This window comes from Pseudomonas sp. H1h, assembly GCF_000633255.1.
Classification (GTDB): domain Bacteria; phylum Pseudomonadota; class Gammaproteobacteria; order Pseudomonadales; family Pseudomonadaceae; genus Aquipseudomonas.
In genome coordinates, this window is the sequence record NZ_AYMJ01000026.1 from 88,391 (window position 1) to 103,698 (window position 15,308).

The following is a 15,308-nucleotide window of genomic DNA, read 5'->3' on the forward strand; positions in this document are numbered from 1 at the left end:
GTAACATAATAACGTCTCTATCAAAACTCGTCGCCGCCCATGCCTATTACACCGATTGCCAGCCGTCCCCACGACCACTCTCATTGCGTACACAGCGCACTGACCGAGGCCGATGCCTTGTGCGCCCAGAAAGGCCTGCGCCTGACTGCGTTGCGCCGGCGGGTGCTGGAACTGGTGTGGCAGAGCCACAAGCCGTTGGGCGCCTATGACATTCTCGCGGTGCTGAGCGAGCAGGACGGCCGCCGCGCCGCGCCGCCAACCGTCTACCGCGCGCTGGATTTCCTCCTGGAAAACGGCCTGGTGCACCGCATCTCATCGCTCAACGCCTTCGTCGGTTGCGTGCACCCCGAGCATGCGCACCAGGGCCAGTTCCTGATCTGCCGCGACTGCCACGCCGCCATCGAGCTGGAACAGAAAGCCATCAGCGACGCGATCATCAACAGCGCCAAAGACGTCGGTTTCATCGTCGAAGCGCAGACCGTTGAAGTGGTCGGCCTGTGCTCCGGTTGCCAGGGGGCTTGATGAGCAACCCGTTGATCCGTCTTCAGCACGTCGCCGTCACCTTTGCCGGGCAGACCGTGCTGGACAACATCGAGCTGAGCGTCGAGCCGGGGCAGATCGTCACGCTGATCGGCCCCAACGGCGCCGGCAAGACTACTCTGGTACGCGCCGTGCTCGGGCTGTTGAAGCCGGACAGCGGCAGTGTCTGGCGCAAGCCGAAACTGCGCGTCGGCTACATGCCGCAAAAACTCCACGTCGATCCGACCTTGCCGCTGTCGGTGCTGCGCTTCCTGCGTCTGGTGCCCGGTGTAGATCGCCCGCGTGCATTGGCGGCGCTCAAGGAAGTCGGCGCCGAGCACGTGATCGACAGCCCGGTGCAAAGCGTTTCCGGTGGTGAGATGCAGCGGGTGCTGCTGGCGCGAGCGCTGCTGCGCGAGCCGGAACTATTGGTGCTGGATGAGCCGGTGCAAGGCGTCGATGTCGCCGGGCAAGCCGAGCTGTACAGCCTGATTACCCGCCTGCGTGACCGTCACGGCTGCGGCGTGTTGATGGTTTCCCACGATTTGCACCTGGTGATGAGCACCACCGATCAGGTGGTGTGCCTGAACCGTCACGTCTGCTGCTCCGGGCATCCGGAGCAGGTCAGCGGCGATCCGGCGTTCGTCGAGCTGTTCGGCAAGAATGCGCCGAGTCTGGCGATCTATCACCACCATCACGACCACGCCCACGACCTGCACGGTTCGGTGGTCAAGGCGCCCGGCGCGGGCCACACCCACGTTCATGGAGACAACTGCAAGCATGGCTGATTTTCTGTTGTATGCCCTGCTTGCAGGTCTGGCACTGGCGGTGGTCGCCGGGCCGTTGGGCTCGTTTGTGGTCTGGCGAAGGATGGCCTATTTCGGCGACACCCTGTCCCACGCTGCACTGCTTGGCGTGGCGCTGGGCTTTCTGCTGGATGTCAGCCCGACCGTTGCGGTCACGGTTGGCTGCCTGCTGCTGGCGGTGCTGCTGGTGACCCTGCAACAGCGTCAGCCGCTGGCCTCCGACACGCTGTTGGGAATTCTTGCACCGAGCACGCTCTCTCTCGGGCTGGTGGTACTAAGCTTCATGCATGAAGTGCGGATCGACCTGATGGCCTATCTGTTCGGCGACTTGCTGGCGATCAGCCCGACCGATCTGATGTGGATCCTCGGCGGCAGCGCGGCGGTGCTGGTGTTGCTGGTGACATTGTGGCGGCCGCTGCTGGCGATCACTGTGCATGAGGAATTGGCCAAGGTCGAAGGCCTGCCGGTGGCGGGCCTGCGCATGGCGCTGATGCTGTTGATCGCGGTGGTGATCGCGGTGGCGATGAAAATCGTCGGCGTGTTGCTGATTACCTCGCTGTTGATCATCCCGGCGGCTGCGGCACAACGTCACGCCCGCTCGCCGGAGCAGATGGCCCTGGGCGCGAGCCTGCTGGGCATGCTCGCGGTGTGTGGCGGGCTGGCGCTGTCATGGTTCAAGGACACCCCGGCGGGGCCGTCAATCGTTGTGACGGCGGCCGCACTGTTTCTGCTGAGTTTTGTTCTGCCCCGTCGAGGGGTGTAGACTTGCTCGCTTTTTGCGCAATTAGAGAGTCGCAGGAATGAAGCCGTTCGCCTCCCGTTATCTGCTCCTTGTCGCATTTTCCGTGCTGCTGGGCGCCTGCCAAAGCACGCCGCCGGTGGCCGAAGCCCCCGACACGCGGGCCACGGCCATCGCACAGCTGGAGCAAAGCCTGGCCAGCAGCGAACTGGCCACGGCCGAAGACCAGCTGGCGGCCTTGCAGGCTGAAACTCCCAACGATCAGTCCCTGGAGCAATACCAGCGCCAGTTGGCCGAAGCCTACCTGCGTCGCAGCCAGATCGTGTTGCAAAAGGGTGATGTGAACGCCGCAGCCACCGCGCTGAGCCGTGCCCGCGCCCTGATGCCCAAAGCCCCGGCGCTGACCGGCGGGGTCAACGGCGCCATCACCGAAGCCCGTAAAGCCGAGCTGGAAAAAGCCGAAGCGGCGTTGCTGGCAGCTGAAGCCAAACCGAAAGCCAAGGTGATCGATCCGACCGCCGAGAGCACCACGGTGGCGCTGAACATCACCGATAGCCGCAAACTTCGCCGCCAACTGGATGCGATCGCCGCCGATGTGGTGAATTACGAATGTGCCGTGACCATTCAGGCGCCACGGACTAATGATTACCCTTGGTTGGCGACGTTGCTGACCAAGCGTGTGAAGAAACTGAATCCGGATTTCGATCTGCAGATCGAGAAGCAGATCGTGCGCACAGTCCCGGCGCAGATGGTTCTGATACCTGCCAAGCCCTGAAAGCTTCGCGAGCAAGCCCGCTCCCATACTGGATCTGTGTCGTACACCAATCCAATGTGGGAGCGGGCTTGCTCGCGAAGGCATCCTGCCCGTCAGCGAAGACCTTTAGGCCGGAATGGCCTTGGCCTTAGGCTCCCGCGCCCACACCCGATGCTGCCCGATCGCGGCAAAGAACGGCTTGGTCAGCCCCGGCACATCCTTGCCCTGCAGCAACCCTGCATCCGCCTCCAGCTTCAACAGGTCCTGCAGCTGCTTGGCCTCGCCGTGCAGCGCAATCGCCTTCAGATGCTTATAGGCCTCCAGCAGGTAGTGCAACGCCACGCCGTCGCCGCTCAACGCCTTGATCGACGCCGCGCCACCCGGCACGAACACCGCATCGAAGATCACCGAAGGCATGCCCTCCATGGATGCATCCACCGCCAGGGTTTTGCCGTCGGCAGTCTTCACCGGCGCTGAGGTTGGCCCCAGCAGCTTGGCGTGCGCACCTTCAGCCGCCAACGCCTTCTTCATCGCCTCAATCGCAGCACCATCGACGCCGTTGGCTGCAAGAATCGCCACTTTGCGGGTTTTGATGTTTTCCGGCAGCAGATTGGCCTGACTCAGCGCCGGCGAATGATCGAACGAGGTTCGACGCACCTCGACCGTGCCTTTGGCTGGCGCCGGCAACCCCAGATTGACCGCGACACGCTTGGCCAGCTCCAGGTCGATGTTGGCCAGGATCTCGTTCACCTCCCGCGCGCGGATGAACTCACGTTCGACCTTGCCCAGCTCGAAGCTGTAGGCGGCGATGATGTGCTCCTTCTCGTGCTCACTCATGCTGTTGAAGAACAGCCGTGCCTGAGAGAAGTGGTCGCTGAACGACTCGCTGCGCTGGCGGATCTTGTTCGCATCAATGCGTTCAGGGTAGCTCTCGAAGCCGCCGTCTTTGGCCGCCGGAGGGGTTTCTTTCGGCCAGCCGCCATCAATCGAGTTCGGCTCATAAGAGGCGCGGCCCTTATCGATTACGGTGCGGTGCTGCGCATCACGCTGACCGTTGTGGAACGGCGCCACCGGGCGGTTGATTGGCAACTCATGAAAATTCGGTCCGCCGAGTCGGCTGATTTGCGTATCGGTGTAGGAAAACAGCCGACCTTGCAGCAGCGGGTCATTGGAGAAGTCGATGCCCGGCACGATATGACCGGGACAGAATGCGACCTGCTCGGTCTCGGCGAAGAAGTTGTCCGGGTTACGGTTGAGGGTCATCTTGCCCAGTGGGGTGATCGGCACGATTTCTTCGGGGATCAGTTTTGTCGGGTCGAGGATGTCGAAATCGAAGTCATGCTCGTTTTCCTCCTCGATGATCTGCACCCCCAGTTCCCACTCCGGATAGTCGCCCATTTCGATGGCTTCCCAGAGATCGCGGCGATGGTAGTCGGTGTCTTTACCCGCGAGCTTCTGCGCTTCGTCCCACACCAGCGAGCAGGTGCCGGCGGTCGGACGCCAGTGGAATTTGACGAAACGCGATTTGCCCTCGGCGTTGACCAGGCGGAAGGTGTGCACGCCAAAGCCCTGCATGCTGCGCAGGCTTTTCGGGATCGCCCGGTCGGACATCGCCCAGATCACCATGTGTGCCGATTCCGGCACCAGCGAGACGAAGTCCCAGAACGTGTCGTGGGCCGAGCCGCCGGTGGGTATTTCGTTGTGCGGCTCGGGTTTAACCGCGTGGACGAAATCGGGAAACTTGATCGCATCCTGGATGAAAAACACCGGCATGTTGTTACCGACCAGGTCGAAGTTGCCTTCATCGGTGAAAAACTTCACGGCGAAACCGCGCACGTCGCGCACGGTATCACCAGAGCCGCGCGGCCCCTGCACTGTGGAAAAACGCACGAACACCGGAGTCTTTTTCCCCGGATCCTGCAGGAAACCGGCCTTGGTCAGCGCCGAATGGTTCTCGTACGCCTGAAAGAAGCCATGGGCGCCGGTGCCGCGCGCATGAACGATGCGCTCCGGAATGCGTTCATGGTCAAAGTGCGTGATTTTCTCACGCATGATGAAGTCTTCCAGCAGCGACGGCCCGCGCGGGCCGGCCTTGAGGGTGTTCTGGTTATCGGCGACCTTGACTCCCTGATTGGTGCGCAGGGCCTGGCCAGTGGCGTCGGAGCGAAATTTCTCCAGGCTGTCGAGTTTGGCGTTGGTGTTGGCGCGATCCTGGGTATCGGTTCCGGCCATCTGGCTTTTGTCGGTCGTAGGTTTCTTGCTGCTCATCAGACGTAAACTCCTCGTTTGACCCCGATACGTGTCGGGGACTCTTGAGTGGTTCCCGGGCACGGTACCCAGGGTTTTCAAGTCGCTTACTTAGTGACTGATGAGGGTCTCGGGGCGTTCCTTTTTTATGACCTTTGATCTTGTTATTGCCAAATCGAAGGTTAATTGCGAAATAAATGCTAAGAACCTCTATACGGACAGGCTAAAATGCGCGCCCGGCTAACCGCTGATCCTTTTCTAACGCGCCCCACAAGGTTCGCTACGTGATCGAGTTTCAAAACGTCCACAAAACTTACCGCGTCGCCGGTAAGGACATTCCCGCCCTGCACCCGACCAGTCTTTCGATTGAAAACGGTCAGGTCTTCGGCCTGATCGGCCATTCCGGTGCGGGAAAAAGTACCCTGCTGCGTCTGATCAATCGCCTGGAAGACTCCAGCGGCGGCAAGATCATCGTCGACGGCGAAGAAGTCACCGCGCTGGACGCCAACGGCCTGCGCCGTTTCCGCCAGCAAGTCGGGATGATCTTCCAGCACTTCAACCTGCTCGCCTCCAAGACCGTGGCCGACAACGTCGCGCTGCCGCTGACCCTGGCCGGTGAACTGTCCACCAGCGAGATCAACCAGCGCGTCGCCGAGTTGCTGGCACGGGTCGGTCTGTCTGATCACGCCAAAAAGTACCCGGCACAATTGTCCGGCGGCCAGAAACAGCGCGTCGGCATCGCCCGCGCCCTGGCGACCAAGCCGAAGATTCTGCTGTGCGACGAGGCCACCAGCGCCCTCGACCCGCAGACCACCGCGTCGGTCCTGCAACTGCTGGCCGAGATCAACCGCGAACTGAAACTGACCATCGTCCTGATCACCCACGAGATGGACGTGATCCGTCGCGTCTGCGATCAGGTGGCCGTGATGGATGCCGGCGTGATCGTCGAGCAAGGTTCGGTGGCCGATGTGTTCCTGCATCCGAAGCACCCGACCACCAAGCGTTTTGTGCAGGAAAGCGAGCAGATCGACGAAAGCGAACAGCGCGATGACTTCGCTCACGTGCCGGGTCGCATCGTGCGTCTGACCTTTCAGGGCGAAGCGACCTACGCGCCGCTGCTCGGTACTGTCGCCCGGGAAACCGGCGTCGACTACAGCATCCTCGCCGGTCGCATCGACCGGATCAAAGACATTCCTTACGGGCAACTGACCCTCGCCGTCACCGGTGGCGACATGGAAGCGGCCTTCGCCCGCTTCACCGCCGCTGACGTTCACATGGAGGTGTTGCGCTAATGGCAGACCTGATGAGTTTCTTCACCAATATCGACTGGTACGAAATCTGGCTGGCCACCGGCGACACGATGCTGATGCTCGGCGGTTCGCTGCTGTTCACCGTGCTGCTCGGTCTGCCGCTGGGTGTGTTGCTGTTTCTCTGCAGCCCGCGTCAGCTCCTGGAAAACCGTGGCCTCTACGCTTTCATGTCGCTGGCAGTGAACATTCTGCGTTCGCTGCCGTTCATTATTCTGTTGATCGTGATGATCCCGTTCACCGTGCTGATCACTGGCACCTCGCTGGGCGTGGCCGGTGCGATCCCGCCGTTGGTGGTGGGGGCGACCCCGTTCTTCGCGCGTCTGGTGGAAACCGCGCTGCGTGAAGTCGATCGCGGCATCATCGAAGCGACCCAGTCGATGGGCGCGACCACCCGGCAGATCATCATGAACGCTTTGCTGCCAGAGGCCCGTCCCGGCATCTTCGCAGCGATTACGGTGACGGCGATTACACTGGTGTCCTACACGGCAATGGCCGGTGTGGTCGGCGCCGGTGGTCTGGGTGACCTGGCGATCCGTTTCGGCTATCAGCGTTTCCAGACCGACGTGATGATCGTCACCGTGGTGTTGCTGCTGATTCTGGTGCAAGTGCTGCAGATGGTGGGCGACCGCCTGGTCGTGCATTTCTCGCGCAAATAACCGGTTTTTGTAATCAAGAGATGAGCCGGCCATTCGCTGGCAGGCGCCATACGGGCGCTTTGAAAAGGAGTTAGCTGAATGAAAAAACTGATCGCTGCTTTCGCTGCCGTAGCTGCTTTTTCGGCCCACGCTGAAACCCTGACCGTTGCTGCCACTCCGGTGCCGCACGCAGAAATCCTCGAATTCGTGAAGCCGGCTCTGGCCAAAGAAGGCGTGGATCTGAAGGTCAAGGTGTTCACCGACTACATTCAGCCGAACGTACAGGTCGCTGAAAAGCGTCTGGACGCCAACTTCTTCCAGCACCAGCCGTACCTTGATGAGTTCAACAAGGCCAAGGGCACCCATCTGGTGGCGGTGACCGGTGTGCACCTGGAACCACTGGGTGCGTACTCGAACAAGATCAAGGATCTGAAGGACCTGCCAAGTGGCGCGAACGTGGTGATCCCGAACGACGCCACCAACGGCGGCCGTGCGCTGTTGCTGCTGGACAAGGCTGGCGTGATCAAGCTCAAGGACTCGAAGAACATCCTGTCGACTGTCAAAGACATCGCCGAGAACCCGAAAGACCTGAAAATCCGTGAACTGGAAGCCGCGACCATCCCGCGCGTGCTGACCCAGGTCGATCTGGCGCTGATCAACACCAACTACGCGCTGGAAGCCAAGCTCGATCCGTCCAAGGATGCGCTGGTGATCGAAGGCAACGACTCGCCGTACGTGAACATCCTGGTGTCCCGCGAGGACAACAAGGACAGCGACGCGATGCAGAAACTGGCTGCCGCCCTGCACAGCCCGGAAGTGAAGAAGTTCATCACCGAGAAGTACAAAGGCGCGGTATTGCCGGCGTTCTGATTCGGTTGGTTGTGCACAAAAAGGGAGCCCTCGTGGCTCCCTTTTTTTGGCCTGACACAAATCCCCTGTGGGACAGCCTGCTCTTACTTGCGGTTGAGCATTACCGGGAGTTGCGCCACCAGTTTGGCGTTGTTCAACGGCGCCCGAATAAACCCGCGCTGCGTCCCGTCCGGCCCGATCACCGCAAGGTTGCCGCTGTGATCAACCGTGTAATTCGGCTTGCTGGTATCGGCCGGAATAAACGGAATACTCACCGCGTTCGCCACCTTCTGCAGTTCTTCGATCGACTTCGGCGTCAGGCCGATGAACTGCGGGTCGAAGTAGCCCAGGTACTGCTTCAACTGCTGCGGGCTATCGCGGTTCGGGTCGACGCTGACCAGCACGATCTGCAATTTATCCACAGCGTCTTTTGGCAACTCGCTCTTGATCTGCCGCAGTTGCGCGAGGGTAGTCGGGCAGATGTCCGGGCAGAAGGTGTAGCCGAAGAACAGCAGGCTCCACTTGCCTTTCAACTCGTCGATGGCGACCGGTTGGCCATCCTGATTGGTCATCGTCACGCCCGGCAGGGTACGGCTCTGCGGCAGCAGGATGATGCCGGCGTCGATCAGCGCGGTGGGGTCGCCCTGGCCTTTGCCACTCAGCACTTTGTTGACGGTAAGTCCCAGGATCAGCGCGATCACGGCGACGAGGATGAAGACGGTTTTCTGGGTTCGAGTCATAGGTTCAACAGTAAGTAGTGGTCTACGAGCAGGGCGATGAACAGCAGGAACAAGTAATAAATAGAGTACTTGAAGGTGTTGATCGCCGCGTGCGGCCGAGTGCCACGGTACAGCACCACGGCCCATTGCAGAAACCTTGCGCCGAGGGCGAGGGCGCAAATCAGGTAGAGCACGCCGCTCATGTGGATCACGTACGGCAGCAGGCTGACCGCCAGCAGGGCAAAGGTGTACAGCAGAATGTGCACTTTGGTGTAGTGCTCGCCGTGGGTGACCGGCAGCATCGGGATGTCGGCCTTGGCGTATTCCTCCTTGCGATGAATCGCCAGCGCCCAGAAGTGCGGCGGAGTCCAGGCGAAGATGATCAACACCAGCAGCAACGGTTCGGCGCTGACGTGGCCGGTGGCGGCGGTCCAGCCGAGCAGCGGTGGTGCTGCGCCGGCAAGGCCGCCGATGACGATGTTCTGTGGCGTCGCACGTTTGAGGAAGCCGGTGTAGATCACCGCGTAGCCGAGCAGGGAGGCGAGGGTCAGCCAGGCGGTCAGCGGATTGGTGAAGGTCAGCAGCAAGGCCTGCCCGAGCAGCGCCAATACCAGTGCAAAGGTCAGTGCCGCCGCTGGCGAAACACGGCCTTCGGCCAGCGGCCGTTTGTGCGTGCGCGCCATCACCGCGTCGATGCGCCGGTCGACCACATGATTGACCGCCGCCGCCCCGCCGGCACACAGTGCAATACCCAGATTGCCGAACACCAGCACCGTCCACGGCACCCCGGCGCGGGTCGCGAGGAACATGCCGACCAGCGAGGTGATGAGCATCAGCACCACCACTTTCGGCTTGGTCAGCTCCAGATAGTCACGCCACAGCGCTTGCGCGGGACGTTCGCCGATCAGAAGCGCCATGGTGTTTCTCCTTTAATCGTTATGGGCGCGGCCACGTGTTTGCGCGGGCTGAGGCGCCAGCGCGCGAGCACCGGCTGTTTGACCCGGACCAGACTGGTTCGCGCGTGGTAATTGACCAGCACCATGGTCAACAGCAGCGCCGCGCCGCCGGCGTTGTGCGCCACGGCCACCGGCAGCGGCAAATGGAACAGCACGTTGCTGATGCCAAGGGTGATTTGCGCGCCGAGGGCGACCAGCACCAGCCCGGCGAGCCGGGTCATGCCGACGCCCCTGAGTTGCCAGGCCAGACCGAGCAGCACCAGCGTGACCAACAGGGCGCCGATGCGGTGGGTCAGGTGAATGGCCGTGCGCGCATCGCTGTCGAGCTGGCCGCCGAGGTAATTCGGGCCGATGTGTTGGGTCAGGTGAAAGCCGTTGGCAAAATCAGCGGACGGCAGCCATTGGCCGTGACAGGTCGGGAAGTCGATGCAGGCCACCGCCGCGTAGTTGGAGCTGACCCAGCCACCGAGGGCGATCTGGCCGATCACCAGCAACAGCCCGGCAGTCGCCCAATATTGCAGACGCTTGGGCACGGTCAGCGCCGGCAGCACGCCGGACAGTCTCAACGTCAGCAGAAACAGCAGGCTCAAGGTCGCGAAGCCACCGAGCAAATGCCCGGTCACCACTTGCGGCCAGAGCTTGAGCGTCACCGTCCACATGCCGAACGCCGCCTGGGCGAACACCACCGCCAGCAGAAACAGCGGCAGTTTCAGCGGTTGCCCCGGATGCCGGCGATTGACCCAGGCGCGCCCGGCCAAAATCGAAATCAGCAGGCCGAGGGTGCCGGCGAAGTAGCGGTGGATCATCTCGTTCCAGCCCTTGTGCGCCACCACCGGGGAATCGGGGTAATGCAGTTCGGCATGGGCCAGTTGGGCTTCGCTTTTCGGCACGCTGATAAAGCCATAGCAACCTGGCCAGTCCGGACACCCAAGGCCGGCGTGTGTCAGGCGGGTGTAGGCGCCGAGTAGCACGACGATCAGTGCCAGCAGGGTGGCAAACAGCGCGAGGCGAAATCCAGGTTTGGCCATGACGATGCCCTTATCCGATGTTCGACAGTTTCAGCAGGTGGCGCAGGTCGTTGAGCAGATCCTTGCCTTTCACGCTCGGGTCGTAGCGCAGCACGAGATTGCCGTGCGGGTCGATGATCCACAGTTGTGGTGTGGCCTTGTCGCCGGTGGTCTTGCTGAAGGCTGCGGCGTCCAGCGGATAGCGTTGCAACTGCGGGTACTCGCGGCTCAACTTGGCTTCGTAGTCGGCGTTCAGCGGTTGGGCGGCGGCGAGGGCGTGGCTGGCGCGCCCGGCATCGCGACCGAGGCCGATCTGGATCTGCCGGGCGAGGTACACCAGCTGCTGGCAATCAACCGCGCAGTCCTTGGGCGCGGTGACCAGCATCTGCCAGCGCTGTTCATCGGCCTGCACCCCGAGGTCGGCGCGGGACTGGCCATTGCCGATCAGTTCGCCGTGGTAGCTGCGGCCGTCCGGCACCCAGAACTGCAGTTTGTACATGCCGGTGGCGAGCATCATCGGGCCGACCACGCCAAGCAGAATCAGCAGCAGCTGGATCCGTCCACGGCGGCGGGTGGCGGCAGGTTTCGCCTCAGACATGCTGGGTGGATTCATGGCCGTTCCCATGGGTTTTCTCCTTTGCGTTGTGCAATCCAAGGTAGAGGTAGAGGCCGAGCAGGGCGGTGGCCATGGCGAACCACTGCACGGCGTAACCGAGGTGTTTTTCCGGGCCCATGGCAACCACCGGCCAGTCGGCCTGATAGCTGGCCGGGCCGGGCTCTGCGCGTAATTCATAGGCGAAGCCGTCGCGCTCAAGGGTTTTCCACAGTTTGGCGGGTTCGACGGCGGTGATGGTTTGCGGCCAGGTGCTGCTGGCCGGGTCGGCGTGCAACTGGAAGGTGGCGCCGGGGGCGACGTAGACCCAGGCGTCGAGACTCAGCGCGGCAGTCGGGGTGGTGAATTGCGGGGTTACGCGGCGGTCTGGCCACGGTAGCCAGCCACGATTGACCAGCAACCACAGGCCGCTGGCGCGGTCCTGAAACGGTTGCAGCAGTTCGATGCCGACCTTGCCGTTGCGCTGGCGGTTATCGAGCAACAGGCTGTGGGCGCCATCGAACTGGCCGTAAAGATGCACCCGGCGATAGGCCGGGTCGGCGCTGTGCAGCAATTCGCTGCTGGCCATCGGTTCGGCGGCGCGGCGTTCGGCGTAACTGGCGAGCAGGGCGGTTTTCTCCGCGCCCCGGCCCAGTTGCCAGAAGCCCAGCGACACCAGCAGCGGCAGCAACAACGCCACCACCAGCGTCGGCACGACGCCCGGCCGGAAGCGCTTCATGGCCGCGCCAGAAAAGCAGTGAATGCGACCGCTATACTTGATTGCATCGCCTGTACCCCCGGAGTCTTCCCATGCTCAAAGCAGCGATCGTCCTGATGCTGATTGCCACGGTGATCAGCCTGTTCAGCGGCCTGTTTTTCCTGGTCAAGGACGACAGCAGTTCAAATCGCCTGGTCGTCGCCTTGAGTGTTCGGGTGGCATTGGCCGCTTGCACCGTCGGCTTGATTGCCTGGGGTTTCTACAGCGGCCAATTGGTGTCGCACGCGCCCTGGTAGCTCTGTCCGATCCTCAGAGCACATAAACGAAGATGAACAAGCCGATCCACACCACATCGACGAAGTGCCAGTACCAGCTCGCCGCCTCGAAACCGAACTGATGCTCGGCATCGAAATGGCCCTTCATGATGCGCATCAGCATCACGAACAGAATGATCGTGCCGATGGTCACGTGGGCGCCGTGGAAACCGGTGAGCATGAAAAACGTCGCGCCGTAGATGCCTGAACCCAGGGTCAGCCCCAGTTCGTGGTAGGCGTGCATGTATTCCTCGGCCTGCAGGGCGAGGAAGCCGCAGCCCAGCAACACGGTGATCGCCAGCCAGATTTTCAGCGCACCGCGATGGCCCTTCTTCAAGGCATGGTGGGCGATGGTGATGGTCACGCTGGAGCTGACCAGCAGGATCGTGTTGATCAGTGGCAGGCCCCACGGGCTGATGACTTCCTTGGGCGGCGGGAACAGTTTCGGGGCAGGCGTGTGCAGCAGCGGCCAGGTGAACTGGAAGTTCGGCCAGAGCATGTGCGCGATGCCTTTCGGGCCTTCGCCACCCAGCGCCGGGCCGGAAATGTGCCGCACGTAGAACAGCGCGCCGAAGAAGGCGATGAAGAACATCACCTCGGAGAAGATGAACCAACTCATGCCCCAGCGGAACGAGCGATCGAGCTGCGGGCTATACAGCCCGGCGCGGCTTTCCTTGATCACCGCACCGAACCAGCCGAACAGCATGTACGCCAGCAACAGCCCACCGACGAAAAAGATGTACGGGCCGTGGGATTCCGGGCGCGCAGCCTTCAGATCGTTGAACCAGGTGGCCAGCCCATACACGGTGATGACCATGCCGAACGTGGCGATGATCGGCCATTTGCTCTGGGCCGGGACGTAATAGTGCTCATGACTTGCCATTTATTGTTCTCCTTATCGGGCACGCTTAACCGCCAGTGTTTGCAGCCACCGGAGGATGTCGGGCGGTGATATCGAACAGCGTGTAGGACAGCGTCAGGTGCTTCACGTCCTTGGGCATGTCGCGGTCAACGATGAAACGCACCGGCATTTCGATCTGCTGACCCGGCTGCAGCACCTGCTGGGTAAAGCAAAAGCATTCGGTCTTGTGGAAGTACGCCGCTGCTTCGCTGGGCGCGATACTCGGCACGGCCTGGGCGCTCATCGGTTTGTCGGTGGGGTTGCGCGCGACGAAGATCATCTCGTTGACGCCGCCGGGGTGGGTCACCAACTCCTCACCCTTGGGGTAGAACTCCCACGGCATGTCGGCGTTGTTCATCGACAGGAACTGCACGCGCACCTGGCGCGTGTTATCCACCACCTGCTCGCCCTCGTACTGCCCGGCGGTCTTGCCGTTGATGCCGAACGCCTTGCACATCACGTCGTAGATCGGCACCAGGGCGAAGCCGAAGACAAACATTGCGACGACGACGCCTAGCAGCCGGGTGACCAGTTTTTTCAGCGAGATCGAGTCAGCCATGATTTTCAGCCTCAGCCGAGATCCCCTGTGGGAGCAAGCCCCCTCCCACAAAGGCCAGGCGTTTCATTTCACTTCCGGTGGCGTAGTAAAGGTGTGATACGGCGCCGGTGACGGCACGCTCCACTCCAGGCCTTCGGCGCCATCCCAGGGTTTGGCCGGGGCCGCCGGGCCGCCACGAATGGTCTTGATCACGATGAACAGGAAGAAGATCTGCGTGGCGCCGAACATGAACGCGCCAATCGAGGAGACCATGTTGAAGTCGGCGAACTGCAGGTTGTAGTCCGGAATCCGCCGTGGCATCCCCGCCAGTCCCACGAAGTGCATCGGGAAGAAGGTCATGTTCATGCCGACGAACGACAGCCAGAAGTGCAGCTTGCCGAGGGTTTCGTCGTACATGTGCCCGGTCCACTTCGGCAGCCAGTAATAGGCCGAGGCGAAGATCCCGAAGATCGCCCCCGGCACCAGCACGTAGTGGAAGTGCGCCACCACAAAGTAGGTGTCCTGGTACTGGAAGTCCGCCGGGGCAATGGCCAGCATCAGTCCGGAGAAACCACCGATCGAGAACAGGATCACGAACGCCACGGCAAACAGCATCGGCGTCTCGAAGGTCAGCGAGCCTTGCCACATGGTGCTCGCCCAGTTGAACACCTTCACCCCGGTCGGCACCGCGATCAGCATCGTCGCGTACATGAAGAACAGTTCGCCCACCAGCGGAATGCCCACTACGAACATGTGGTGCGCCCAGACGATGAACGACAGGAACGCGATGCTCGCCGTGGCGTAGACCATCGAGGTGTAGCCGAACAGCGGCTTGCGCGAGAAGGTCGGGATGATCTGGCTGACGGCGCCGAAGGCCGGCAGGATCATGATGTACACCTCGGGGTGGCCGAAGAACCAGAACACATGCTGGAACAGCACCGGGTCACCGCCACCGGCGGCACTGAAGAAACTGGTGCCGAAGTGGATGTCCATCAACATCATCGTCACGCATCCGGCCAGCACCGGCATCACCGCGATCAGCAGGAACGCGGTGATCAGCCAGGTCCAGACGAACAGCGGCATTTTCATCAGGGTCATGCCGGGGGCGCGCAGGTTGAGGATGGTGGCGATCACGTTGATCGCGCCCATGATCGAACTGATCCCCATCAGGTGGATGGCGAAGATGAAGTAGGTGACGCTTTCCGGCGCGTAGGTGGTGGACAACGGGGCGTAGAACGTCCAGCCGAAGTTCGGCCCGCCACCGGCGGTGAACAGGGTCGAGACCAGCAGCAGGAACGCCGCCGGCAGCAGCCAGAAGCTGAAGTTGTTCATCCGCGGCAGGGCCATGTCCGGCGCGCCGATCATCAACGGGATCATCCAGTTGGCGAGACCGACGAACGCCGGCATCACCGCCCCGAAGACCATCACCAGGCCGTGCATGGTGGTCATCTGGTTGAAGAACGCCGGTTCGACGATCTGCAGGCCGGGTTGGAACAGCTCCGCGCGGATCACCATGGCGAACGAGCCGCCGAGCAGGAACATGCAGAACGCAAACCACAGGTACAGCGTGCCGATGTCCTTGTGGTTGGTGGTCAGCACCCAGCGCATCAGGCCTTTGGCGGGGCCGTGGGCGTGGTCGGCATGACCGTGGTCATCGATTACAGCGCTCATGGCCGGTCTCCTTTACGTGAGTGGGCTGGGCTG

General features: G+C 61.9%; 17 protein-coding genes. 8 read left to right on the top strand and 9 right to left on the bottom strand.

The window, feature by feature from the left end; genetic code table 11:
* Positions 1–39 precede the first annotated feature (39 nt).
* From U862_RS0121540 to U862_RS0121555, 4 genes are read left to right on the top strand one after another with little or no spacing between them, the layout of a single operon-like run.
* Positions 40–522 (top strand): Fur family transcriptional regulator, encoded by a 483-nt coding sequence (locus U862_RS0121540; protein WP_025112308.1) that lies wholly within the window; start codon positions 40–42, stop codon positions 520–522.
* Complete coding sequence (gene znuC, locus U862_RS0121545) at positions 522–1,307, top strand: zinc ABC transporter ATP-binding protein ZnuC (protein ID WP_025112309.1); 786 nt, start codon at positions 522–524, stop codon at positions 1,305–1,307. Before U862_RS0121540 ends, znuC begins: the two co-directional genes overlap by 1 nt.
* On the top strand, positions 1,300–2,088 hold the full coding sequence (gene znuB, locus U862_RS0121550; RefSeq protein ID WP_025112310.1) for a zinc ABC transporter permease subunit ZnuB: 789 nt from the start codon (positions 1,300–1,302) through the stop codon (positions 2,086–2,088). Before znuC ends, znuB begins: the two co-directional genes overlap by 8 nt.
* A gap of 37 nt (positions 2,089–2,125) precedes the next feature.
* Positions 2,126–2,839 carry a PA5502 family lipoprotein gene (locus U862_RS0121555; RefSeq protein WP_025112311.1) on the top strand — a complete coding sequence of 238 codons (714 nt, stop codon included), beginning with the start codon at positions 2,126–2,128 and terminating at the stop codon, positions 2,837–2,839.
* A gap of 105 nt (positions 2,840–2,944) precedes the next feature.
* Here the strand turns inward: U862_RS0121555 and katE are convergent, their stop codons facing one another.
* Positions 2,945–5,086 carry a catalase HPII gene (gene katE / locus U862_RS0121560; RefSeq protein ID WP_025112312.1) on the bottom strand — a complete coding sequence of 714 codons (2,142 nt, stop codon included), beginning with the start codon at positions 5,084–5,086 and terminating at the stop codon, positions 2,945–2,947.
* A gap of 263 nt (positions 5,087–5,349) precedes the next feature.
* Between katE and U862_RS0121565 the strand changes: the two genes are divergently transcribed.
* The 3 genes from U862_RS0121565 (at position 5,350) to U862_RS0121575 (ending at position 7,880) form a co-directional block, all read left to right on the top strand.
* Positions 5,350–6,357, top strand: a complete 1,008-nt coding sequence (locus U862_RS0121565; protein ID WP_025112313.1) for a methionine ABC transporter ATP-binding protein — start codon at positions 5,350–5,352, stop codon at positions 6,355–6,357.
* Positions 6,357–7,031: a methionine ABC transporter permease gene (locus tag U862_RS0121570; RefSeq protein ID WP_025112314.1), complete on the top strand. Its 675-nt coding sequence runs from the start codon at positions 6,357–6,359 to the stop codon at positions 7,029–7,031. The genes U862_RS0121565 and U862_RS0121570 overlap by 1 nt, the downstream gene beginning before the upstream one ends.
* Before the next feature lie 78 nt (positions 7,032–7,109).
* Positions 7,110–7,880 (top strand): MetQ/NlpA family ABC transporter substrate-binding protein, encoded by a 771-nt coding sequence (locus U862_RS0121575; RefSeq protein ID WP_025112315.1) that lies wholly within the window; start codon positions 7,110–7,112, stop codon positions 7,878–7,880.
* Between the two features lie 83 nt (positions 7,881–7,963).
* Here the strand turns inward: U862_RS0121575 and U862_RS0121580 are convergent, their stop codons facing one another.
* The 5 genes from U862_RS0121580 to U862_RS0121600 are packed head-to-tail and all read right to left on the bottom strand — an operon-like array spanning position 7,964 to position 11,872.
* Entirely contained in the window at positions 7,964–8,599 is a 636-nt protein-coding gene (locus U862_RS0121580; RefSeq protein WP_025112316.1) for an SCO family protein, read from the bottom strand.
* Positions 8,596–9,495, bottom strand: a complete 900-nt coding sequence (gene cyoE, locus U862_RS0121585; RefSeq protein WP_007962774.1) for a heme o synthase — start codon at positions 9,493–9,495, stop codon at positions 8,596–8,598. The genes U862_RS0121580 and cyoE overlap by 4 nt, the downstream gene beginning before the upstream one ends.
* The gene (locus U862_RS0121590) at positions 9,483–10,562 is read right to left on the bottom strand and encodes a heme A synthase (RefSeq protein ID WP_025112317.1); all 1,080 of its coding nucleotides are present in this window, start codon (positions 10,560–10,562) and stop codon (positions 9,483–9,485) included. Before U862_RS0121590 ends, cyoE begins: the two co-directional genes overlap by 13 nt.
* Before the next feature lie 10 nt (positions 10,563–10,572).
* Positions 10,573–11,166, bottom strand: a complete 594-nt coding sequence (locus U862_RS0121595) for a hypothetical protein (RefSeq protein WP_025112318.1) — start codon at positions 11,164–11,166, stop codon at positions 10,573–10,575.
* Complete coding sequence (locus tag U862_RS0121600; RefSeq protein WP_025112319.1) at positions 11,132–11,872, bottom strand: SURF1 family protein; 741 nt, start codon at positions 11,870–11,872, stop codon at positions 11,132–11,134. The genes U862_RS0121595 and U862_RS0121600 overlap by 35 nt, the downstream gene beginning before the upstream one ends.
* Before the next feature lie 71 nt (positions 11,873–11,943).
* On the opposite strand from U862_RS0121600, the gene U862_RS0121605 reads away from it, so the two are divergent.
* A complete protein-coding gene (locus tag U862_RS0121605; RefSeq protein ID WP_025112320.1) occupies positions 11,944–12,147 on the top strand; it encodes a twin transmembrane helix small protein in 204 nt (67 codons plus the stop codon).
* A gap of 13 nt (positions 12,148–12,160) precedes the next feature.
* On the opposite strand, the gene U862_RS0121610 is transcribed toward U862_RS0121605, so the two are convergent.
* From U862_RS0121610 to ctaD, 3 genes are all read right to left on the bottom strand, one after another.
* The gene (locus U862_RS0121610) at positions 12,161–13,048 is read right to left on the bottom strand and encodes a cytochrome c oxidase subunit 3 (protein WP_025112321.1); all 888 of its coding nucleotides are present in this window, start codon (positions 13,046–13,048) and stop codon (positions 12,161–12,163) included.
* Between the two features lie 25 nt (positions 13,049–13,073).
* Positions 13,074–13,625, bottom strand: a complete 552-nt coding sequence (locus U862_RS0121615; RefSeq protein ID WP_025112322.1) for a cytochrome c oxidase assembly protein — start codon at positions 13,623–13,625, stop codon at positions 13,074–13,076.
* Between the two features lie 63 nt (positions 13,626–13,688).
* Positions 13,689–15,275 (bottom strand): cytochrome c oxidase subunit I, encoded by a 1,587-nt coding sequence (gene ctaD, locus U862_RS0121620; RefSeq protein ID WP_025112323.1) that lies wholly within the window; start codon positions 15,273–15,275, stop codon positions 13,689–13,691.
* Positions 15,276–15,308 lie beyond the last annotated feature (33 nt).